This window comes from Paenibacillus rhizosphaerae (assembly GCF_014192015.1).
Taxonomy (GTDB): domain Bacteria; phylum Bacillota; class Bacilli; order Paenibacillales; family Paenibacillaceae; genus Paenibacillus_AQ; species Paenibacillus_AQ rhizosphaerae.
This window is the reverse complement of the sequence record NZ_JACHXJ010000001.1, coordinates 1337435-1359498: the sequence shown is the minus strand read 5'-3', so window position 1 is coordinate 1359498 and position 22064 is coordinate 1337435. Positions and strand designations below refer to the sequence as shown.

Here is a 22064-nt window from a genome sequence, read left to right as displayed (position 1 = left end):
TTCTTTCCTCATTTCGGAATGTGCAATCGTGATTAGGCACACGCTGATGGATGTGCGGGTAATCAATCCATTACCTATAAGGTACAGGGAGCGAGCTGTGGGGACAATGACTATTTATCTTAGCTGTACCGGTACAAATTAGATGATTCAGATATAAAAGGAAAAACTCCCGGTTAAGCCTATCCGTCAACGCAATGAAGCCCAGCGAACCGCTGGACTGATAAGGAGGTGAACGGACATGCGCTATTTCTTCACATTAAACGTAGCGCTGTGTCCGCCTGAAGTGGACACGGACGCGCGAAATCGGTCCAGCGCCTGCTGCTCAATATCGATGGCACGCTGGATATCCAGCAGCCGGATTTTTTTTACGTATTCATCAAAGGCGGATACCGGCTCCATGCCCGTAATGATTTTCAGTGACATTTCGGTAACGGCCTTGTTGACTTCCTGCATGATCACCGCCAGTTCGGTGCTCTCCTTCTCTGTGGTCGGAAGCGCAGGCAGCGTATGAAGTGCCGCATCCGTGTCGGACCACACCCGAACCGCCTCCTTCTGTTCCGGCAGGGAATAATACTGCTCCATGTATCGGATGTCCTGAACGAAAGGTCCGAAATAACTCGCCCTGGTGTACATCGCCAGCGCCTGTGACGGCGCCAGCTTATCCGGGTTGTGCAAAATAACGTCCGTATACGCCGGATACCCGTCCTTCATCACATAGCTGACCCCTTCGATGCCGAAATTGAAGAGCAGATGTCCTTCCGGTCCGTACCCGTAGTCCAGCATTTTGACCGCCTCTTCGACGTGCTTGCTCTTCGCCGAAATGGCAACCCCGCTGGATCCGACGGCCGGGGCGAGCTGTCCGAATTCGGGGCGTTCCCCGCGGTGCAGCACCGGATAGGGTGCGGGAACGAGCTCCACCGCCGGATCTTTCGCTTTCATTACAGGCAGCCACGTGCCGATGCCGGCGCCCGCATTCCATATCCCTGCGCCGCTACGGCTCAGAATCATACTCGTGTCCTGCGTTTCGGAGTCGACGGCAGCAAAGTTCGGGTCGATCAACCCTTCCGCGTACCATTGCCGGAACAGCGACAGAAAATCTTTATATCCCGGCTCAACCGGGCCGAACTTGATTTTACCGTCCTCTTGGTAAAAGCCTTTCTTGATCCCGAATGCGCCGATAAACCCCCCGCCCTCGATTCCAAACAGAGGGTTCGGTACGCCAAGGAAGGTGAGCGGGGCTGCCGCGCCCTTCTTCTCCTTGAAGGCCTTGAGCACCGTATGCCAATCGCCGATCGTGACAGGCACATCAAGTCCCAGCTCATCCAGCCAGTCCTTGCGGATAATCGGTCCCTGGTAAGTCCGCAGCTTGTCGTCTCCCTGGATAAATGGGAACGCATAGTAGCTGCCTCCGGCGGTACGGATTTGCATGTCGATATCGGGATGATCTTTAAGGTACCGCTTCAAGTTCGGGGCGTACTGGTCGATGGCTTCGTTCAGGCGTAAAATATAGCCGTCGTTGATCGCCTTCTCCGGTCCCCCCGGATAATTGATCCATTCGTACTCCATCATATCCGGCAGGTCGCCGGATGCCAGCAGCACGCTGATCGCTTCCTTCGCCTGGTTGGCCGGAGGTTGGATGAACGTCAGCTGGACGCCGGTTCTCCGCTGCCATTCCTGAAAGAACGGCACCTGGTTAAAGGTGGACTTAATCCCTGCCGCGTTGCCGTTCAGTTCAGCCCAATAGGTCAGCTTGGCATCCGATGCGGACGAAATTGTGCCGCCCTTCACCGGCGTTGATGCGGTCTGCAATGTACTTGCCTGCTGTGACGACTGTTCACGATCACAAGCCGGCAATACCGGTATCAGCAGGAACATGCAAGCCAGCCATCCCCAAACCGCCGTTCTCCCGTTTCCTTTCCGCTTCATAGGAACCTCCCAGATTTAAACATCAAATAATCTCTCTGTATTTGCCCGGCGTAATGCCTTCGTATTTTTTGAACACCCGGATGAAGGTCGCGGGGTCGTTATACCCGATCTGCCTCGATATCTCGCTGACCGACTCCGGTTTGGTCCGCATCAGCTGTTTTGCCTGCTCGATCCGGTACTTATGGATGCTGTCCAAAATGCCTTCGCCCGTCTGGGTCTTGTACAGCTTGGACAGATAACTTCCCTTCAGTTGAAAATGCTCGCCGATCGCGTTGACGTTCAAGTTCATGTCCATGTAATTCGCTTGGATATATTGGTGGACTTCCTCGGTAAGGTTCCGCAGGGAATCCTCCCGCTCCCTGGACACATGGGATGAGCGTTTGGCCGATGCATAAGCGCACACTTCCTGAAGGAGGGCCTGCAGCTTCTCCTGCATTTCCCGAAGCGTGCCGCATGCCATAATATCGTCGATCCAGCGCGGATTGTCGGCAAGCGTAATGCCTCCGCTCCCTTCGCCCAGCTCGTTGATCGCCTTGATCATCGTCCCCACAAGATTGAACATCAGGCATCGGGCCAGCGTGAGCGGCATGACAGGCTTGTCCAGATTTTTCTCGATGATCTCGTTTATACAGGAGGCGGCTTCATCCAGGTCCCCCGCCTTGATCACGTTAATCAGCTGCTGCTCGATCTGAAGCGGATAATAATAGCCGTAACCGATGTCTGATGTACCTTCGGCACGGATGTCTTCATATGCGATGATCCCTTTTTTGCCCAGGACCATTTTGTATTCCATCGCGTCGACCGCCTCCCGGTATGCCTCGGAGATGCCGATCCAGGAAGCATGACGTCCGCTCAGTGAGATGGTCAGTTCCATGTCATACCGCTCCAGAAAGCGCTGGGCCTCAGCGGCGATGTCATGAAGATCTTCCTCCCATCCGGAAGTATCCGCTTTCAAATTGACAAGGCAGGCCATCATGTCATCCGTTTCGACCACATACCCGGCATTTCCCTGTCTTTCCACCAGCTCTTCCACTACATTGGATATGATCAGATGGATCAGCTTGCTCCGTTCATTAATGTCGATGCCCGGCAGAAATTCGTACAGCTTCTCTTCGTTCTCGATCACGAACAGGATCACGGCAAATTCGGTGGATACCTGCTTCATCTGAAAGGAGCGAAACGCCTCCTCATAGGGAACGAGCGTATCCGGTTTGCCCTTCAGCAGCCGGTTGATCATATTGGACCGCAGTACCTGCTGATGCTTACGCAGCTGCATGGAAATCTCGTCATGTTCAGTCCGGGTGCGGGCGACGACTTTCTGGATGAACCGAAATTCGTTCGCATCGGCATAACTCCGGTCGGTGTTTTTATCCATCAGGGACTCGACCAGCTGCTGTACCGGCGAATAGTTTCGGCGCATAAAAAACCAGGTCAGAACGCTGGCGCCGATCAGGCTTACGAGAATGCTGACATACGTAAAATTTCGAACGTATTCCGCCTTTTTCCAATAGATTCCGCTCGGAATGATCAGGGCATACTTCAGGTCCGACACAGAGGAGTTGATCGAGAACAATTCCGATGTTCCCGCCTGTGCGGAATCCGTATGAATGCGCTTACCATTTAAAAACGGCGCCAGCTTCTTCGAATCCGGATGGTTAGACATCAGAATCTCGTTGTTATGGTTCAAAATGAGCAGCGTCCCTCCACTGAAGCCCGAAATGCCCTCCACCGCTTCCTGGAACCGGCGGGTATCGGACATGACCACCACACTGCCCGCGCTCCGCCCGTTCATATCTTTCGGAAGCTGAGTAATGTAAGCGATTGCCGTTTGTTCATCAGCCGCATTGGCATGAGGAAGCACGATAAAGGAATTACTCACCCCATTCAGCACGGCGCTCTTCCATTCCTCGAATGTAAGCGAACCGGTTTGGTGAATCGTATAGAAAGCGGATTTCAAGTCGCGGATATTGCCGGACCTGTACACCGAGCCGTCCCGGCTGGAAACGACATAGAACTCGTCGATGGAAGCATATGACGTTTTAAACAGCCTGAACTCATTTACCAGCTGGTACGCCGTGTAAGGCACTTCCTGGGGCGGCATGCTGGAATACATCAGATGCTGTAAATTCGGGCTCCATGTCATTTCCATATTCAACCGCTTCATCAAATCGATCTGATTGTCGATCGTGTACCTCATCTGTTTCAGGAGCGAATCGTTGGCCCGGTGGATCTCGCTCTTCAGCGCGTGGCTGGCCTGGGCATAGATCACCAGGCTGATGACAATCGGAACAAACAGCACCGCGCTGTAAGATACGAGCCAAGTGACGATGATGCTCTCCCGTTTCCGCCACAGTTTTTGAATGTTCAGCAAAGACCATCACCCATACTTCAATAGTTTGTCACGATTGATTAGACACCCATTATATCGAATATCGTCCGGGATGCGTATAGATAAAAAGTGCAATCCGGTTGATAAAAGTGCAAAATCAACAGGTTTTATGCAGATGAAACACGAAAAAGCCTCGGGAGACCTCACGGTCTGCCCAGGCTCTGCGGATGATCGGTCAGGCGGACTGCCTCCTTCATCATCTCGCTAATCTTACAATATTAAAAGATTCGATTTTTCCAGCCGTTCAGCTTGGCGACCGCTTCAACGAAAAAGTAGTCGCCGTAAATGAGAGACACGTCCACGTTTTTCGAAGCCGGCTTATGGCCGGTTCCATGCAGCAGGATAGCCTCATGGTCCGGATCATTCCACGTGCCGTACTTCGTGTACAGGGAGCGCAAAATCCGCTGCGCGGCCTCAAGATATCCCCTTCCCCGGATATCGCCAAGCACGTCCGCAAGCTCCAGCAGTCCGGATGCGGCGATGGCGCCAGCGGAGCTGTCGCGAACAATGCCGCCCTCCGCTTCCACTGCTTCTGCGCGGAAATCCCAGTACGGCACGCCGTCCTCGGGCAAGTGCGCTATGAAGAAATTCGCTACCCGCTGGGCTGCCTCTAGGTAATCCGAACGGCCCGTATAACGGTACGTATTCGTCAGACCATATAATGCCCAGGCCGCTCCCCGGCTCCAGGCCGAATCCGGCGCATAACCTTGCCCGCCGATCGCTTCGACGGCTTCGCCGGTGTCGGCATCAAACCGGATGATATGATGCACGGACCCATCCGGGCGGACGAAATGGCGGACGACCATATCCGCATGCTGCCCGGCCACATGCCCATACCGCGGATCACCGCTTTCCGCCGATGCCCAGAACAGCAGCGACAGATTCATCATCGTATCGATGATGGACCATCCGGTCTTGTCGCCGTTCCAGGCGCGAATGTACTGCCCGGCAGGATTGAAGCGCCCGGCGAGGAATCCGGCGGCAAGGAGCCCGCGCCTTGCCGCGTCCGGGTCTCCGGTCAGCTTATGCTTGATGACCGCGGTCGGCAAAAACTGAAAACCGACGTCGTGATCGTAATGGTTCGGAGCGAGCCACAGCTCCGACAGCCTCTCATCCCAACTCCAGGCGGCGTCCCGGTATGGAGCCTCGCCGGTCATGTCGTACATCAGCCACAGCAGGCCCGGCCAAAATCCCGACGTCCACCAATCGATCCGCAAATCGTCGTATTTGCCGTCTTGCCCAGCGACATGCGGCGATTTGCCGCCGATTTGTTCCAGCATGCGTCCCGTCTTGCGGACGATCTGCTGCCACATCTCCTGCTTTACCGTTTCAAAGTCCTTCATGCGTAGACCTCCTTATTACTGACTAACATCAAGTTTTGCCCTTATCTGCTCTATCCCTTCAGTGAGCCGACCATGACTCCCTTCACGAAAAACCGCTGTAGGAACGGATACACGCACAGAATGGGTACGGTCGCCACCATAATGGTTGCGTATTTGATCGTTTCCCCGATTTGGAACCGGTCCCCGGCAGAAGCGCCAGATGACATGCTGTCGGTCGAATTGGAGATCAGAATTTCGCGCAGCACGAGCTGCAGGGGAAACAAGTCTCTGTCCTTGATAAACACCGAAGCGTAGAACCATCCGTTCCACTTGTCCACCGCATAGTAGAGGATCATGACGGCGATGACCGGCATGGACAAGGGGATGATGATCCGGAACAAAATGGTGAAATGGTTCGCACCGTCGATTTTCGCCGATTCCTCCAGGCTGTCCGGAATGCCCATGAAGGCCGTCCGCATGATGATCAGGTTAAACGTGCTGACGGCGAACGGAACGATCGTGGACCACAACGTATCCAGCAGCCCTACGCCTTTGACGACGAGATACAGCGGGATCAGGCCTCCGCTGAAGAACATGGTGAACACGATAATGAACATGAATACCTTGTTCCACATCACGTTTTTGCGCGACAGGACGTAAGCCCCCATGGAAGTGAGCAGGAGGTTCACCGCTACCCCGAATACGAGAATGAACGCCGTGTTGCGAAAGCCGATGCCGATACCCGGATTGTTCAGCACGCTCTTATAAGCCTCCAGACTGAAGCCGAGCGGCCTCCACAAAAAGCCTTTGTGCCCGAGCAGCCGTGCCGAATCGCTGAAAGAAGCGAACAATACGTACAGCAGCGGGTATAAGGTCACGACGACCAGGAAAATCATCAGGGCATAGTTGATGACATTGAAAATGCGGTCACCCCAACCGATTTCTGTTTTCAAGCTTACCACCTCACCATAGGCTGTTTTGGCTCACCCTCCGGCTGATGGCGTTGGCCGTAATCAGGAGGACGAGATTGATGACCGAGTTGAACAAACCGACGGCGGAGCTGTAGCTCCAGCCGAACTCCAGCAGACCTTTGCGGTATACGAAGGACGAGATGACGTCCGCCGTTTCGTACGTGACCGGGTTATACAGAAGGATGATCTTTTCAAATCCGACGTTGAGCAGGTTTCCCATCCGGAGAATGAACATGATCGTGATGGTCGGCAGCAGCCCGGGCAGCGTAATGTACAGCATCTGCTTCAGCCGGCTCGCCCCGTCGATCCGCGCCGCTTCATACTGCTCCAGATCGATGCTCATGAGTGCGGCGATATAAATGATCGATTCCCAGCCGATCCGCTGCCAGATTTCGGACAGCACGTAGATGGGGCGGAACAGATCGGGCTTCTGCAGCATGGCCTGGCCGTCATAGCCCAGGAACATGAACAGGTGGTTGATCACCCCATCCGCGTTCGTAAAATCGGTAATGATACCGCAAATGACGACAAGCGAAATAAAATACGGCATGTAGGTGATCGTCTGAACGACGCGTTTGAACTTCTTCTTGCGTACTTCGTTGATCAAGAGTGCCAGTATGATCGGCGCCGGGAACTCAAATACCAACGTATAAAGGCTGATCAAGATCGTATTTTTCAGAATTCTCCAAAAATAATAGCTGCCGAAAAAGTCCTGATAATGCTTCAAGCCGACCCAGTCGCTGCCCATAATCCCCTTCATGGGGGAATAATCTTTAAATGCGATCAGCGCCCCGTACATTGGTGCGTAATGGAAGACCAAATAATAGGCGATCACCGGGAGCATCATGATGTATAAATATTTATTGAGAACAAAATCACGAACGAGCCGGCTTAAAAACGATTGCCGATTTGCCATGCCTGAATGTTCACCTCGATTTTATTAGGGGGAGAGCAGTCTCTCCCCTCCCTTGTGGTTACCGGCTGTTATAACGCTGCAGCGCCGCCGTTTGGATTTCGATCGCCCGGTCCAATCCCAGCGATTTCATCTTGGCGACATAACTTTCGTATTGGTCGACCGGCTCGGTGCCGAGAATGATCTTGATTGTCATTTCGTCCACGAGTGTATTGATATCGTTCATGATGGTAGCATATTCGGAGCTTTCTTCCGGCGTCGGCGTAATAGACGGCAGGTTATATTTCGCCGCATCGGTGTTTCTCCAAATCTCCACGGCATCCCGCTGCGTCTGGAGCGCAAAGAACTGCTCCGCGTAACGCTTATCCTGCACGAATGGCCCGTTGTAGCTGCTGCGTGCATACAGGGAAATGGCCTGGGCGGGAGCGAGCTTGTCCGGATTCTTCATCAAGAGATCTGTAAACTTCGGATACCCGTTCTCCATGGTGTAGCTGACGCCCTCTTCACCAAAGTTGAAGAACATATGTCCCTCCTCACTGTACCCGTAATCGAGCATGCGTACCGCGAGTGCTGGGTCTTTTGCGCCTGTCGTAACCCCTACCGTACCTTCGGAGGCGTAAGCCTGGTTCAACTGTCCGAATTTGGGCTTGTCTCCTTTGTTCAGCACGGGATAAGGCGCGGCAACGAGAACGGCTTTCGGGTCGTTTGCCGCAACGAGCGGCTGCCACTTGCCGATGCCTCCCCCTGCGTTCCCTACCGTTGCTCCAGTAGCGCCGGAAGCAATGTTGCTGTCGACCGCTTTCGTGTCGGCCGTCGCGATGTTTTTATCGATCAAGCCTTCCTTATACCAGTCATGAAACAGCTGCAAATACCCTTTAAAGCCGGGCTCGGCGGGACCGAATTTGACCTTTCCGTCTTCCTGGTAGAACCCGCGGTTTACGCCGAAGGCGCCGATAAACGCGCCGTTGCCGGACTCGTTGAAGAAGCGCGGCTTGCTCACGACCGAGAACGGTGCGGCCGCCCCCTTCTTCTCTTTGAAGGCTCTCAGCGTCGTCGTCCACTCGTCGATTGTCTCCGGCACTGGCAGACCAAGCTCATCCAGCCAGTCCTTCCGGATCACCGGTCCCTGGAATACACGCAAGTATTCGTCGCCCCGGATGAACGGGAATGCGTAGTAGCTGCCGCTGTCCGTCTTGACCATCTTGTCGATGTCGGGATGTTCCTGCAGGTACTTTTTCAGGTTGGGGGCGTACTTGTCGATCAGATCGTTCAGCTTCAGAATGTAGCCGTCTTTGATCGCCTTTTCCGGTCCGCCGGGGAAATCGCCGATAAAGTTATATTCGATCATATCCGGCAAATCCCCCGAAGCCAGCATAACGTTGAAGGCTTCCTTCGATTGGCCGGCCGGCGGCGCAGTGAACTCTAGCGGCACACCGGTTTTCTCCTGCCATTTCTGGAAGAAAGGAATTTCGTCATGCGAAGCCTTGACGCCGACCAGATTGCCGGTGATGTCCCCCCAATAGGACAGCTTCTCATCGGTTTTCAACGGGTAGGTCGCCGACTCGGCCGCTCCTCCCGGACTTGCCCCCTTTGCCGCATCCTCGCCGCTCTTGCCGCCGGATGAACAGCCCGCCAGCACACTGCCCAGCATCGCGATGATCAGACCCGCAGCTGCGATTTTTTTCATGCCTATAACCTCCATTTATGTGTGGTGAATCTTGCAGCTTCAGATTATCGAAGCAGCATTCCGGCGCATATGAGCAGAAACGCCAAAACAATCATCTTTTTATCTCAGGAGGATGACGATTTCTCCAATGCAATGAACAATATCGGTGAACACCATCGAAAAACGATCATTTGTTTGTTGTTATTTGAATAATTGTAGAAAGGCTGCATGGTTTCATAAAGTGGCTCGAACCCGCTTTTTGGATATCGTTCCCACATTCTTTTATAATGAGAGGGCAATCTATCTTTCTTTGAGAGGAGTCCAGTGTCTATGCATACAAGTGAAACTCCGAAAAATGCACTGTTTACGACCGACTTTACCCGCGATCCTTATCCCGTGTACGCAAAATTGCGGAAAAGCGATCCCGTTGTGAAGGTTATGCTGCCGAACGGGCAAACCGGCTGGCTCATCAGCACCTACGAGGATGCGGAAGCCGTGCTGAAAGATCCGAGGTTCATCAAGGACATGACCAAATTCACCGGACAGGAGCATCCAAGCGTTTTCTCCAAAAACATGCTGTTCTCCGACCCGCCGGATCACAAACGTCTTCGCGGTCTGGTGCAAAAGGGCTTCACGCCGCAGCGGATCGAAAGCATGCGGGCTCATATCCAGGAGATTGCGGACAGGCTTCTGGATGCGGTCTCCGGCAAGGATCGCCTGAACCTCATTGACGACTACGCCTTTCCGCTCCCGATCATCGTCATCAGCGAAATCCTGGGCGTGCCCACGGAGGATCAGGACAAGTTCAGGGTATGGTCGAATTCCATTATCGAAGCTTCAAACCAGAAGATGGGCGAGGATGTCACCCGCCATATGAACGAATTTATCGCTTATTTGAAAGAATGGTTCAGGAAGGTCCGCCAGCAGCCGGGTGACGACATGATCAGCGAGCTGGTGATCGCGGAACATCAAGGGGACCGGTTGACGGAGGAAGAACTGTACGGGGTGGTAACGCTAATGATCATCGCCGGCCATGAGACGACAGTCAATTTGATCGGCAATGGCGTGCTGGCCCTGCTGGAATATCCGGAGCAGCGCCGGCTCCTTCAGGATCGTCCGGAACTCATCCAGGGAGCCGTCGAGGAAATGCTTCGGTACAACGGCCCTGTGGAATTCAGCACCTCACGCTGGGCGTCCGAGGATCTGGAATTCAGGGGCCAGCCATTCCAGCGGGGCGACCTTGTGATCGTCGCGCTCGATGCGGCCAACCGGGACCCGGCTCAGTTTGAGGACCCGGACCTGTTTGACATTACCCGCGGCAAAAGCCCGCATTTGGCGTTCGGTAAAGGTATACACCTGTGCCTTGGCGCCCCGCTCGCCCGCTTGGAGGGAGAGATTGCGGTCAATACGCTGCTGCGGCGCTTTCCCGACTTTGCGCTTGAAGGAGACATCGGGAATTTGGAATGGAGACCCGGCATGATCGTGCGCGGGGTGAAAGAAATCCCGCTTCGCCTGAACTAAAATTAGTCAATTGTTCCCTGTTGGTCCATCCCGGCTCGAAGGTATGCTGTTAAATAGTCCCCAAGATCAAGGAGGAGATCACTCATGAGAACAATCGGCATTATCGGAACCGGAACGGCCGGGCTGCAGCTGGCTTATGCGCTGAAGGACGATTTCGATGTCACGGTGCTTCATCATGAAGAGCCTGGTGAAGTCCGCAGCGGCCGAGTCCGCTCAACCCAGGTTCATTTTCAACCAACACTTGCGCGGGAGCGGCGCGCGCAGATGCCCTCGAACAGCGAAGCGCCGCAGATTCGGACCATTCACTTTCAGCTCGGCGGACAAAAGCTGTTTACCGGGCAGTTGACGGGCATAGCCACTTCCACCGACCAGCGCATCCGGTTTGCGGACGCCATGGAGGATCTGGCCAAGGATGGCGTCCGGTTCCGGCATAGACGCGTTACGGCTGATGATCTGGATGCACTCGCGACCTCGTTCGACCTGATCATCGACGCATCCGGCAAATCGGGACCGGTCGCCTCTTTTCCGGTGGAGGAGAGACTGACGCCCTTCCGGACGCCGCAGCGGAAATGTATCGTCGGTTATTTTTCCGGTATACGTCCGGTCGAGCCCGAAGGCATTTCCATTACGGTGATGCCCGGCATCGGTGAAATGTTCGAGATTCCAGCCGTCACGGAGAACGGAAGAGCCACCATTTTGTTTATGGAAGCAGTTCCTGGCGGGACGCTGGATGCTTTTGTCGGCGTAAAGGGACCGGATGCTTTTGCCGAGCGAATGCTCCGCATGGTGAAGGAACAATTTCCGGAAATCGCCGGCCGGATCGATCCAGCCCGTTTCGCGCTGATTGACGACAACGCATATCTGCTCACCGCCGTTACACCTGCGGTTCGCCGCCCGTATGTCATGCATGGCGGCACGCTCATTCTTGGATGCGGAGACAGTGTCTTCCTGGCCGATCCCATCACCGGGCAGGGCTGCAACACAGCCTCATACGCTGCCGAACGGCTGTACGAAACGCTGCTGGCCCATGCAGATGCCGTTTGGGACGAGTCTCTCGGCAGCGAATATTGGAACCGGACGGAGCCTTATATCAAGGCCGTTACCGAATGGACCAACGCCATGACCCAGCCGCTGCCGGGACATATCGCCGAGCTTCTGATGCAAGCCGCAGGAGATCAGGATACGGCGGACCGGATAGCCCATTGGTTTGAGGATCCGACCCAAGCGTACCGCAGCTTCTTTGAACATCACAACAGCCAGCCTTTCCCCCGCTAGGGGAAGGCTGGCTGCTTATTTTACCATACCGCTGCGAAGCGCAATGACCACGACCTGCGTCCGGTCTTGGCAGCCGAATTTTTGCAGGATCCGGTGAACATGTGATTTGACCGTTCCCTCGGTAATGACCAATTTTCGGGCGATCTCATCATTCCGTAGGCCAAATGCCATCTCCTGTAATATCTCACGCTCCCGTTCAGTGAGAGGCTCCGCCAGATTCATGCCCGCTTCTTCGGGCTGCGAGTGCTGCTCGGGGGATGCAATACGCAGCATGGCGCTCGCGGCCAACGCCGTTTTGTACACCGCTTCTCCCCGGTGCGCAGACCGGACGGCCCCCAGCATGTCTTCCACTTCCGCATCCTTGAGCAAGTAGCCGACCGCCCCTGCACGAATTCCCTGGTAGATATACTCTTGGTCATCAAACGTCGTCAGGATGACGATCTTCGTCTCTGGCAGCCGTCTCATAATTTCTCTAGTTGCTTCAATTCCCGACATGACGGGCATCTGAACATCCATTAAAATGACGTCCGGACCAAGCCGAGTGGCCATTTCAACGGCTTCACCCCCGTCCGACGCCTCGCCAACCAGCGTCATATCGGGCTGCAGCCCGATCAAGTAACCGAATCCCTGGCGGATCATCGTCTGGTCATCGGCCAGCAAAACCTTAATGTTATCGCTCAACGTCATCCTTATCCCTCCTTTCGGCCTCAAGCCGTGGCCGGTCTTCAGCCGGCAGAGCCGCAGCGATTTCAAATCCGCCGCTCTCCGGAATGCGGTACTGCAGACGACCGCCTTTCTCTTCCAGCCGCTCCCTCATGACCTTCAGACCGAAGCCTTCGTGGATGCCGTGTCCCCCATTCAGCGTGCCGTTGTCTCGAATGAGCATAGTGATTTTATGGTGTCCCCCTGAAAGGTTCACTTCCACCCGCGTCGCATTCGAATGACGAATGACGTTCGTGACGGATTCCTGAAGCACGCGGAACAACGTTTCATACGTATCCGCAGGCAGATCTTCATCATTGATATCCGCTTGAAAATTATAACTAATGGATGCTGTTGCCTCCATCCGAATAAGCAATGATTTCAAGGCCGTCATGCCGGAAAAAGAACGATCCCCTGCCAAAGCGTGGACGGACTCGCGGATATTTTGCAGCCCTTGGCGGGCCACGGACAGCATCTCTTCCAGTGTCTCCCCTGCATGCACCGGATCCTGCTTGATCATATAACGCAGCGCCTGCATCTGCACGATAAGCGACGTCAGACTGTGGCCCACCGCATCATGGATGTCGCGAGCAATTCGGGCCCTCTCCTCCAGCACAGCGTACTGCATTGCCGTTGCAGAGGCATCCTGAAGTTGTTCATAAGCTTCCTGAAGCTCCTTCAAGTGGCGCTCATTCAATTCGTGGATGCGTCTTCTTTCCATACGACTGCGAATAAAGAAGTAGAGGACAAGTCCAAGCAGTACAAAGGAGAGAAGGTCAAACACATCCTTTTCACCAAAACGGATATACAATCCGGCTGATACGACCATTGCTATAATCAAGGGGACATAAGCTTTGGAAGCCGTCAACCGCATTGCCCAGGCGAACAGCAGAATCACCAGGAAATACAGCAGCTTGATTTCATGAAACCATAAGATCCCGATCAGACACTCCGCGGAGATCAGAGAAGCGGCAAAAACCGCCCGTGTTACCGTCCACGATGATCTCCTGATCAGAACAATACTCGTAAAGGTTATCCAAACCATCAGATGCAGCGTTATTTTCTCCGGCGGATCGCTAAACAGCTGCTGCCGTTCAAGCAGAAAGAGAAGGACAGCCGCAATGGACAGGATTCTGCCATAAAAGTTGCTTTTCACCGTCTTCCTCCTTTAGAGCCTGCGTAATTTCTACATTGTAGCTCGGCCCGCGGACAAAATCCAACATTTAAGCCGGGTGGCAGCAAATTTCTATCTGCAGATATAGGCGAGCGATCGTGAAGATCCATCCCCGGGTAGTCGAATCATCGGGCGAAACCGGGATATGATGAGGACAGGTTAAATGATGAAGGAGGCAATCGAAGATGAGTGTTCAAATGCTCATTTGGATCGTATTAGGTTTTTTCGTGCTGTACCGCATATATTTACGTCTCCGCCGGACATTCGGCTGGCAGGAGCTGAGACTTCGCCGGGTCCGGACGATGACCATTATCCTAAGTTTGGTCGGACTGATCTTTTTTGCTGAGGGAGCAATGCATCCTGTCAGTCTTGTTTCCGATGTCGCCGGGATTGTGCTTGGTACCGCCCTGGCATGGTACAGCTCTACTGTAACCGCGTTTGAGCATCGCAACGGCAAGGTGCTTTACCGCTCCAGCGCCTGGATCGCCGGTATCGTAACCCTGCTGTTCTTTGGCCGTCTGATCTACAGAATTATCGATATGATCCAGTCGGGTTATTTTCAGCAAGGAGGACAGATGTCCGACCGGCTGGCCGTGATGGGCAGCAGTTGGTCCGCGGGCTTGATGCTGATCATGTTCGCTTATTACGTCACTTACAATGTGATCCTGCTGAACAAGCAGAAGGGTTTGCAGCGATCATAATTGGCAGGAACGCCCCCTTAAATTAGCTGGAAACGCAGAAGAACCCCCCCGAAAAATCGGGCGGGTTCTTCTTGCCGCTTCTCTATTTACCTCACGTATCATCTGCTAACCGCAGAATCCGCATCTTGATGCTCCCGTTTCATATAAACGCCTTTTTTGTACACCGACTTGATGACGAAATATCCTTGCAGCTTCTTGTTCGTCCGATAAATCAGCGAATTGACTTCGTCAATGCCGACCAGTTCGGTATCGTCGATACAGCGCTCGGGCCATACAAATCTCATAATTTCGTCCCGCGTCACAAAATGGTCCAGCCGGCTGTGCATCAGCTTAAACAGCTGATACTCCTTCTTAGATAGCGGAATCGTTTCCTCATTGATCTGAACGCTCTGCATATCGTCATTCAATCGCACATCGTCTTCAGGCCAACCCGAAAAGACATACTCCCTCGTTTCCTCCAGATCCATGACCGTCTCCAGTTCCAAAGCAACCAGTCCGTTTACCAGAGTAAGGCGGTCCCCCGGAGATACCGCGGCAGGTTCATGGGGATTCAGTCGCTGGCCGTTCAGTTCCGTCCCGTTTTTGCTGCCCAAATCCTCGACATGCAGCCCCTCTTCCGTCCACGCGATCCGGCAGTGCTGCTTGGAAACCAGCAGGTTGTAGATCGCAAGCATCCCCTGTTCCGAGCCGGTATGTCTTCCAACCGTCACGCTTCTTCCCTCTTCCAAATAAATAAACGATCCATGGCCTTTCTGGCCGGCGGTATCAATCATGATTTTGATTTTGTCCGGCATATCAACCTCTCACTTTCCTTTGTCTCTTTCTCCCGTCAATGATAAATTCGTCAGATTTGTTCCATTGTTTGCCTACCCGGCTGATTTTATAGTTAGCCTATACCCGGTTCCATGTTTACTTGTGAATTATATTTCAAAAGCGAGGTTTATAGCAATGAAGCGATTGAAGCGAAAACAATTTTTTACATATGTGTTGTTAGCATTCCTGGTTGCCAGCGGCATGGCGATTTACGTGTTTTTTCAGGGGCGGGATGAACCCGGTCCCGAACAGACGCTGCAGTCTTACTTCAACAGTCTGAAAGAAATGAAATTTGACAGGCTCTACGACCTCATGACACCTGAATCCCTTGAGCAATCGGGAATGAACCGCGAGCAGTTCGTCGAGAAATACCAATCGATCTTCAGCGGAATGGGCGTTACCGGCGTTAAAGTAACGCAGGGGCCTGCCTTCCAGTCCGAAGAGGATCATCATTATTCTATGGACTATACCGCTACCTGGCATACCCAGATCGGTGATGTTGATGAGGATTACCACATGAAGCTGGTTCAAGTTGAGCAAGACCATGATAAGGTCTGGGCCATCGAGTGGCATCCTTCTCTGATTCTACCAGAGATGTCCCCCGGCGACAAAGTCAGGGTACGGGTATTGACGCCTCAGCGCGGTGAAATCACGGACCGGGACGGGAACCCGCTGGCCACCCTTGGCACCGCATACGAATGGGGGATTACCCCTTCCGAGCTCGGTGACCAACCGGATCTGACGATCGCAAGCATCGCCGCCTACTTCAACATTCCGGTGGAATATATCCAGAAAAAGCTGGCACAGAAATGGGTCAAACCGGATTATTTTGTCCCGATGGCCCATGTTCCCGATGCCGAGCTGTCCCAGAAGCTGCCGGGAGTCTCGGTCAGACCGAAGGAAGTGAGGTACTATCCGCTTGGCCAAGCCGCCGCCCACCTCACAGGTTATGTCCGTCAGGTGACGCAGGAAGATTTGCAGAACGATAAGGACGGCTATTATGCAGCCGGGGACTGGATTGGCAAAGCCGGATTGGAACAATCGCTGGAAAAGCAGCTGCGGGGACGGAAAGGGGGATTGATCGAAATTACCGACGCGAAGGGGAACCGTAAAAGCCTCGTTGCCGAGAAGCCGGCGGTGAACGGCGAGAACATCCGCCTTACGGTCGCTTCCGCTCTTCAGCAGGACCTGTACCGAACGCTGTCCGGCGATACCGGCGCGGCGGTGATGATGAACCCGAAGCATGGAGATCTGCTGGCCCTGGTCAGCACCCCTTCGTATGACCCGAACCAAATGGTCACCGGCCTGTCACAGCAGGAATGGGATACTTATTCCAAAGATCCGGAGCTTCCTTTTTTTAACCGGTTCGCAGCCCGGTATGCGCCTGGTTCGGTGTTTAAAGCGGTGACGGCCGCTGCCGGCCTGACTGAAGGCATAACCACAGCGGATAAAACCCGCCGCATTGACGGTCTGCATTGGAAAAAAGATGCGGGCTGGGGCGGGTACTATGTCACGCGGGTGAAGGACGTCAGCTCCGTGAATATGGTGGACGCCCTCGTATATTCGGACAACATTTATTTTGCACAAGAGGCGCTGGAAATGGGGAGCAACAAATTTATCGAAGGCATATCCAAATTCGGATTCGGCGAGAACTGGGGACTGGGTATCATCAACCTGAAGCCTAGCCAGTATGCCAATGTCTCCCACCGGGACCTGGCCTCAGAGGTTCTGCTCGCGGATACGTCCTATGGGCAAGGAGAAATGCTGATGTCCCCGATCCATGTGGCGGCGGCGTTCACTCCTTTCGCCCAGCAAGGCCAACTTGTCCCCCCTATCCTCTTTCCTCGGCAGGAAGATCAGAAATCTCCACAAACGATCCAAATCATCACTCCACAGGTTGCCGGAACGGTCAAAGATGCACTGACGCAAGTCGTCAGCCGAAGCGGCGGCACCGCTCATGCGCTGTCTTCAGCCAAGCTGAAGCTGGCGGCCAAGACAGGAACAGCCGAGCTGAAAGCGAAAAAAGGCGAACAAGGCGAGGAGAATGGATTCGTGGTCGCCTTCGACGCGGAGCAGTCTTCTTTCCTAATATCCGCACTGATCGAAAACGTACATGCACGTGGCGGCAGCCACTACGTCGTTAACAAGCTGGAGCCTTTTCTAAACACATTGACTATGCAGACAAAATAACGGTCAAGAAATCGTCGGCTTGCGCGGCATAATCGCTGCAGATCGGGACCGTCTTGTGATACGATGGGGACAAGACTCAGCGAATAATAGCAAAGGCGGTATTTCATGTTTGACCTTCTGCTACCCGAGCATTCCGGCTCCCCGTTATATCTTCAAATCTACCATTTGATCCATGAACAAATCCGCTTAGGGAAAGTAGCGGCTGGGACCCGGCTGCCGTCCGTGCGGGCGCTTCAGCAGCAGCTTCTTATTAGCAAGACGCCAATCGAAACGGCATATCACATGCTGGTAGCCGAAGGCTATGTCATCAACAAACCGAAGTCAGGCTTTTACGTGGTGGACGACCCTGAATTTATACAAAATGTCGTGGCATCGTCTCCTGCTTGGCGCATACCGCTTAACCATACCGTGGCAGGATTTCACGATCGTTTACCCGAAGAAGGCATGGACTGGATCGATTTTAACCCCACCCATATGGATGGAGACTCTTTTCCATTGCAGACATGGAACAAAATGCTGAAAGAAGCCGCGCAGCCGATGGCCGCACAGCTGGGTCAATATGGCGATTCCCGCGGTGAACCGGGATTGCGGGCTGCCGTCTCGGAGTATCTGGCTCATTCCAGAGGGGTCCTCTGTTCACCGGAGCAGGTCATCATTGGCAGCGGCATGTCGTACAGCATCGGCATACTGGTCAAACTTCTGGACGGGGTACGGCGCGTGGCATTTGAAGAGCCTGGTTTCGATCTCGTAAGGAATCTATTAAACGGGTACGGCTGGGAGACGGTCCCGATCCCGGTTAAAGGCCAAGGGCTGCTTGTGGGTGAGCTGTCAAAGGTTCCTTTTCATGCCGTATATGTCACGCCTTCGCATCAGTTCCCTACCGGAAGCATCATGCCGTATTCGCAGCGGGTACGTCTGCTGGCATGGGCAAAAACGGCAGGCGCTTATATTATAGAGGATGACTATGACGGAGAATTCCGATATCAGGGGAAGCCGATCCCCTCCCTCCAAGGACTCGATAATGAGGGCAGGGTTATCTATATCGGCACCTTCTCGAAGACATTGTCGCCTGCGCTCCGCATCAATTATATGGTCGTGCCTCCCTCACTCTTGCACAAATTATCCAAGCTCCACCCTGACCAGCTGCATGCACCTTCGCGTCTGGAACAGTGGGCGCTGGAAAGGTTTGTGCGGGAGGGGCACTGGTACAAGCATCTGCGCAAGACACGCAACTTGTACCGCAAGAAGCATCATCATTTGATAGACTTGATAAGCATTCACTTGGGTAAGCATGTCCATATTACCGGTCTGCATGCGGGGCTTCACCTTCAGCTGAGCATCCCCCGGCATGGTACAGCTCAAGAGCTGATCCAATTGGCTGAAAAGCTTCAGGTCAAGGTGTATGATTTCCGCAGTATGTGGGCTAACCCGCCTGCTGCTCCCCTTCCTGTCGTTTATTTGGGTTTCGCCGGCCTTCCACTTTCGGTTATGGAAGAAGGTATCCTTCGTTTAAAAAAGGCTTGGTTCGGCGCCTAATCTTTTTTCGGCTCGACGGTGTTTTTAACAAATCGGCGAAACAGCACGTCCAGCTCTTGCAAAATAACATCCTGATAACGATCACCTTCAAGGTAGAGAGCTCCGATGTCCCGGTAAACTTGGTTTAGCTGTTCTTGATACAAAGGGGACTGCCAGTCCGGCCGGCTGGCTTTAAAGTCGTCCATCACTTGCTGAATGTAAGCGGGGCGCGCACCCCACCGGCCGAGCACGTTGCCTCTCCGGTCAACAAAAATCGCCATTGGCTGCGCTCTTCCGCCGTCAGTCAGAAACAAATCCATCGTTTCCAGATGTTCTTCCATGATCAGCGCTTCAACCGGGATGCCGGACTGCTCCATGATCCGGAACAACACGGGAACATTCCAAATGACATCCGGACACCAGTCCGTGCACAAGATCAGGCATCGAATGCCTAATCGCTCGCCAAATGATGTAAACAACTCCTGTCTGGCCGGATCGAGCGTACGGAATCCATGATATTTTTCATAAAACTTTTCAATGGTATCCGGAATACCGCTGTTAACCATTTCCCTTACCTGCATATATTCCATAAATTGCTGCGGAGCAATACCTTGTCCGACTTTGTGCTTTAGATTGACCACTTCTGTCATCGCCACATCCAACCCTTCCTGTTTTCGTATATCTACCAACATAAAACAAAACTGACCTTGTATAAATGGTCAGTTTCATCTTTTAAAAAAGGTCAATTTCACGATATGGCCGGGGACGAAGCGGTCTTGTGCTTGTTGTCAGGCCGTGCCGACTTGTACCACTGCAGACAGAACAGAAAGATCAGGATCAAATCGACGGCATCTCCCCCGTAATACATCAGCTGGGCTCCCGATTCAGCCTGAGCCAAGGGGATACCTCCCGGCGGGAATGCATATAGAACCTTGGCCAGGATTCCATGCCCGGCAAGAGATAACACGAGGATGCCTGCCCGAAATCCGTATCCTGCCCGGTGAGGACTGGGATCCATGCAGAGCAGCGCTGCGGCGTATAAATACCCTGCGGCAAACATATGCGCATGCACCAAAACGTGAAGAACCAGCTGGTACTGCATCGCCGAATACAAGCCGGAATAATACAGCATCCACAGTCCCCCTACGTTCAGTACAGAAGCCGTAACCGGGTGGCTGAGCAGACGCATCGGCCGGCTTTTCAGCCAGGCTGACAGCCGGCGCGCCGACGAAATCGTTAAGCTGCGCAGCAATAAAGTCATAGGTGCAGAGCATGCGATCAATAGAGGGGACAGCATGCCAAGCAGCAGATGTCCCAGCATATGATAGACAAAATCCTCATGTGCTCTTGCCGCCAGTGGTCCAGTTAACGCCGCTGCCGCAGCAAGGACGCCGAGGAACCAGCAGATCGTGCGCATGGCAGGCCATCTGCGAAACCGGCGATTCGAAGCTTTCACTGCCATGGTGTAGAGGCCGATAAGCACGAGAAATAAGATGATGAGGAGCGTATCATGGGGACCACCGGCCGAATGACCTGCATGATCTCCACGATGTCCTGTCATGTTCATTCAACCGCCCCTCTCCGTTTCCCGATTCGCTAATCTGCTGGTTTGAACAATCAGCATGATGCCGATGATCAGAATGACGGCGGCGCTGACATTCCAAACGACATCATAAACGATGACGTTGTCAACATACCGGATCTGATGAATCTGCATCCACTTATGCTGGATCGTCCCGTCATACAGTTGAAATCCGCCGACGCCGAGGAGCATGCCGCCCCACCAGCGTTTCGGCCACATGGCGTTTCTGCGCCGGAGATCCGATACCATAAACATGCCGGCGATCGTCGCGAACCAATTGAGCGCATGAAACAGGCCGTCCGACACAAGCCCCACGGCCGACGTGGATTTGTCATAAAAATGATGCCAATGCAGCAGCTGATGAAACACGGCCTCATCCAAAAAGGCGATAAATCCGATGCCGGCCAGAATTCCTGACCAGAGGTTGCGACTGGAATACGTGATCCGGGCTGAAAGATTGGGAGACTCGGTTGCATGAGACCTCATATTTTTTCCACCTTTTGTAAGACTTGTATCTTCTCAATATACCCAGTCAATGCAGGGTTATAACATGTCCTTTACCCCGCCATCAACTTGACCTGGTAGCCCTGTCCAATTTATAGTTGGATCAGAATGAAGCAAGATCAAAGGTTTCATAGCCCAGCAAAGGAGTGCATCGGTTTTGAAGCAAAACAAATATGACGATTCCGCTTTTTTTGCGGCATATAAAGAGATGCCCCGGTCTATCGGCGGTCTTGGGGCTGCAGGGGAGTGGCATGAATTTAAGGCATTGCTTCCGGATTTGCAGGGTAAGTCGGTCCTCGACCTCGGCTGCGGTTTCGGCTGGCACTGCCGGTATGCCCGGGAACAGCATGCAGCTGCTGTGATTGGAGTAGACATTTCGGCTAAAATGCTGGAATCTGCACGGGAACAAACGGATGATCCGGCAATTACCTATCTCCAGGCACCGATCGAAGATATCGACTTTCCCGCTGACCATTTCGACGTGGTCCTGAGCTCGCTCGCTTTCCATTACGTGAAGTCGTTTGATGCCGTTTGCCGAAAAGTACATGGCTGCTTAAAGCAGGGCGGCACCTTCGTCTTTTCGGTGGAGCATCCTATTTTCACGTCCCGGCCCGAGCAGGAATGGATACGGGACGACCAGGGCAGCCCGCTGTACTGGCCGGTGGATCACTATCAGGATGAAGGCATTCGCAACACGGCGTTTTTAACGGACCATGTCATTAAATATCACCGCACTCTTTCCACTTACATCAACGATTTAATTCGCACCGGATTTGCCGTCACGGCGGTCCGCGAGCCCCTTCCTGATCCGGAATTGATGCACCACCCCGGCATGAAGGACGAGACGCGCCGGCCGATGTTCCTCATTCTGTCTGCCGAGAAAAAATAAAACAAACAAGG

At 53.5% G+C, this 22064-nt stretch carries 18 protein-coding genes; 6 read left to right on the top strand and 12 right to left on the bottom strand.

Translation table 11 applies throughout. From position 1 onward, the window contains the following. Nucleotides 1–243 precede the first annotated feature (243 nt). The 6 genes from FHS19_RS05905 to FHS19_RS05880 form a co-directional block, all read right to left on the bottom strand. Nucleotides 244–1926 (bottom strand): extracellular solute-binding protein, encoded by a 1683-nt coding sequence (locus FHS19_RS05905; protein WP_246426428.1) that lies wholly within the window; start codon nt 1924–1926, stop codon nt 244–246. Between the two features lie 22 nt (nt 1927–1948). Further along, a complete protein-coding gene (locus tag FHS19_RS05900) occupies nt 1949–4297 on the bottom strand; it encodes a helix-turn-helix domain-containing protein (protein ID WP_183579920.1) in 2349 nt (782 codons plus the stop codon). 236 nt (nt 4298–4533) lie between these two features. Continuing rightward, nucleotides 4534–5658, bottom strand: a complete 1125-nt coding sequence (locus FHS19_RS05895) for a glycoside hydrolase family 88 protein (protein WP_183579917.1) — start codon at nt 5656–5658, stop codon at nt 4534–4536. 50 nt (nt 5659–5708) lie between these two features. After that, nucleotides 5709–6533, bottom strand: a complete 825-nt coding sequence (locus tag FHS19_RS05890) for a carbohydrate ABC transporter permease (RefSeq protein WP_183581468.1) — start codon at nt 6531–6533, stop codon at nt 5709–5711. Between the two features lie 67 nt (nt 6534–6600). Further along, on the bottom strand, nt 6601–7524 hold the full coding sequence (locus FHS19_RS05885; RefSeq protein WP_183579913.1) for an ABC transporter permease: 924 nt from the start codon (nt 7522–7524) through the stop codon (nt 6601–6603). Nucleotides 7525–7582: 58 nt separating this feature from the next. Then, nucleotides 7583–9208, bottom strand: coding sequence for a type 2 periplasmic-binding domain-containing protein (locus tag FHS19_RS05880; protein ID WP_183579910.1), 1626 nt, complete (start codon nt 9206–9208; stop codon nt 7583–7585). Nucleotides 9209–9517: 309 nt separating this feature from the next. Here FHS19_RS05880 and FHS19_RS05875 point away from each other — a divergent pair, with 309 nt between their 5' ends. Then, nucleotides 9518–10708, top strand: coding sequence for a cytochrome P450 family protein (locus tag FHS19_RS05875; RefSeq protein WP_183579907.1), 1191 nt, complete (start codon nt 9518–9520; stop codon nt 10706–10708). Nucleotides 10709–10792: 84 nt separating this feature from the next. Further along, nucleotides 10793–11983: a styrene monooxygenase/indole monooxygenase family protein gene (locus FHS19_RS05870; protein WP_183579904.1), complete on the top strand. Its 1191-nt coding sequence runs from the start codon at nt 10793–10795 to the stop codon at nt 11981–11983. A gap of 15 nt (nt 11984–11998) precedes the next feature. On the opposite strand, the gene FHS19_RS05865 is transcribed toward FHS19_RS05870, so the two are convergent. Together FHS19_RS05865 and FHS19_RS35460 are read right to left on the bottom strand one after the other, a co-directional pair. After that, a complete protein-coding gene (locus tag FHS19_RS05865) occupies nt 11999–12670 on the bottom strand; it encodes a response regulator (protein WP_183579901.1) in 672 nt (223 codons plus the stop codon). Beyond that, nucleotides 12654–13841 carry a sensor histidine kinase gene (locus FHS19_RS35460; RefSeq protein WP_183579899.1) on the bottom strand — a complete coding sequence of 396 codons (1188 nt, stop codon included), beginning with the start codon at nt 13839–13841 and terminating at the stop codon, nt 12654–12656. The genes FHS19_RS05865 and FHS19_RS35460 overlap by 17 nt, the downstream gene beginning before the upstream one ends. A 203-nt stretch (nt 13842–14044) precedes the next feature. On the opposite strand from FHS19_RS35460, the gene FHS19_RS05855 reads away from it, so the two are divergent. After that, nucleotides 14045–14560 carry a CcdC protein domain-containing protein gene (locus FHS19_RS05855; protein WP_183579896.1) on the top strand — a complete coding sequence of 172 codons (516 nt, stop codon included), beginning with the start codon at nt 14045–14047 and terminating at the stop codon, nt 14558–14560. 98 nt (nt 14561–14658) lie between these two features. Here FHS19_RS05855 and FHS19_RS05850 read toward each other — a convergent pair whose 3' ends face one another. After that, the gene (locus tag FHS19_RS05850; RefSeq protein ID WP_183579893.1) at nt 14659–15354 is read right to left on the bottom strand and encodes an FHA domain-containing protein; all 696 of its coding nucleotides are present in this window, start codon (nt 15352–15354) and stop codon (nt 14659–14661) included. Between the two features lie 154 nt (nt 15355–15508). Between FHS19_RS05850 and pbp4 the strand changes: the two genes are divergently transcribed. Together pbp4 and pdxR are read left to right on the top strand one after the other, a co-directional pair. After that, complete coding sequence (pbp4, locus tag FHS19_RS05845; protein ID WP_183579890.1) at nt 15509–17563, top strand: penicillin-binding protein PBP4(5); 2055 nt, start codon at nt 15509–15511, stop codon at nt 17561–17563. Nucleotides 17564–17668: 105 nt separating this feature from the next. Further along, nucleotides 17669–19099 carry a MocR-like pyridoxine biosynthesis transcription factor PdxR gene (gene pdxR, locus FHS19_RS05840; RefSeq protein WP_183579887.1) on the top strand — a complete coding sequence of 477 codons (1431 nt, stop codon included), beginning with the start codon at nt 17669–17671 and terminating at the stop codon, nt 19097–19099. Here pdxR and FHS19_RS05835 read toward each other — a convergent pair. The 3 genes from FHS19_RS05835 to FHS19_RS05825 all read right to left on the bottom strand — a co-directional run bounded on the left by FHS19_RS05835 (nt 19096) and on the right by FHS19_RS05825 (nt 21146). Beyond that, nucleotides 19096–19728, bottom strand: coding sequence for a thioredoxin family protein (locus FHS19_RS05835; protein ID WP_183581467.1), 633 nt, complete (start codon nt 19726–19728; stop codon nt 19096–19098). The genes pdxR and FHS19_RS05835 overlap by 4 nt on opposite strands. Before the next feature lie 98 nt (nt 19729–19826). Beyond that, on the bottom strand, nt 19827–20645 hold the full coding sequence (locus tag FHS19_RS05830) for a cytochrome c oxidase assembly protein (protein WP_312887152.1): 819 nt from the start codon (nt 20643–20645) through the stop codon (nt 19827–19829). Then, nucleotides 20646–21146, bottom strand: coding sequence for a DUF2243 domain-containing protein (locus tag FHS19_RS05825; RefSeq protein WP_183579884.1), 501 nt, complete (start codon nt 21144–21146; stop codon nt 20646–20648). It lies immediately after the preceding gene. Nucleotides 21147–21321: 175 nt separating this feature from the next. On the opposite strand from FHS19_RS05825, the gene FHS19_RS05820 reads away from it, so the two are divergent. Beyond that, nucleotides 21322–22053, top strand: a complete 732-nt coding sequence (locus FHS19_RS05820; RefSeq protein WP_183579881.1) for a class I SAM-dependent methyltransferase — start codon at nt 21322–21324, stop codon at nt 22051–22053. The last annotated feature ends 11 nt before the right edge of the window (nt 22054–22064 follow it).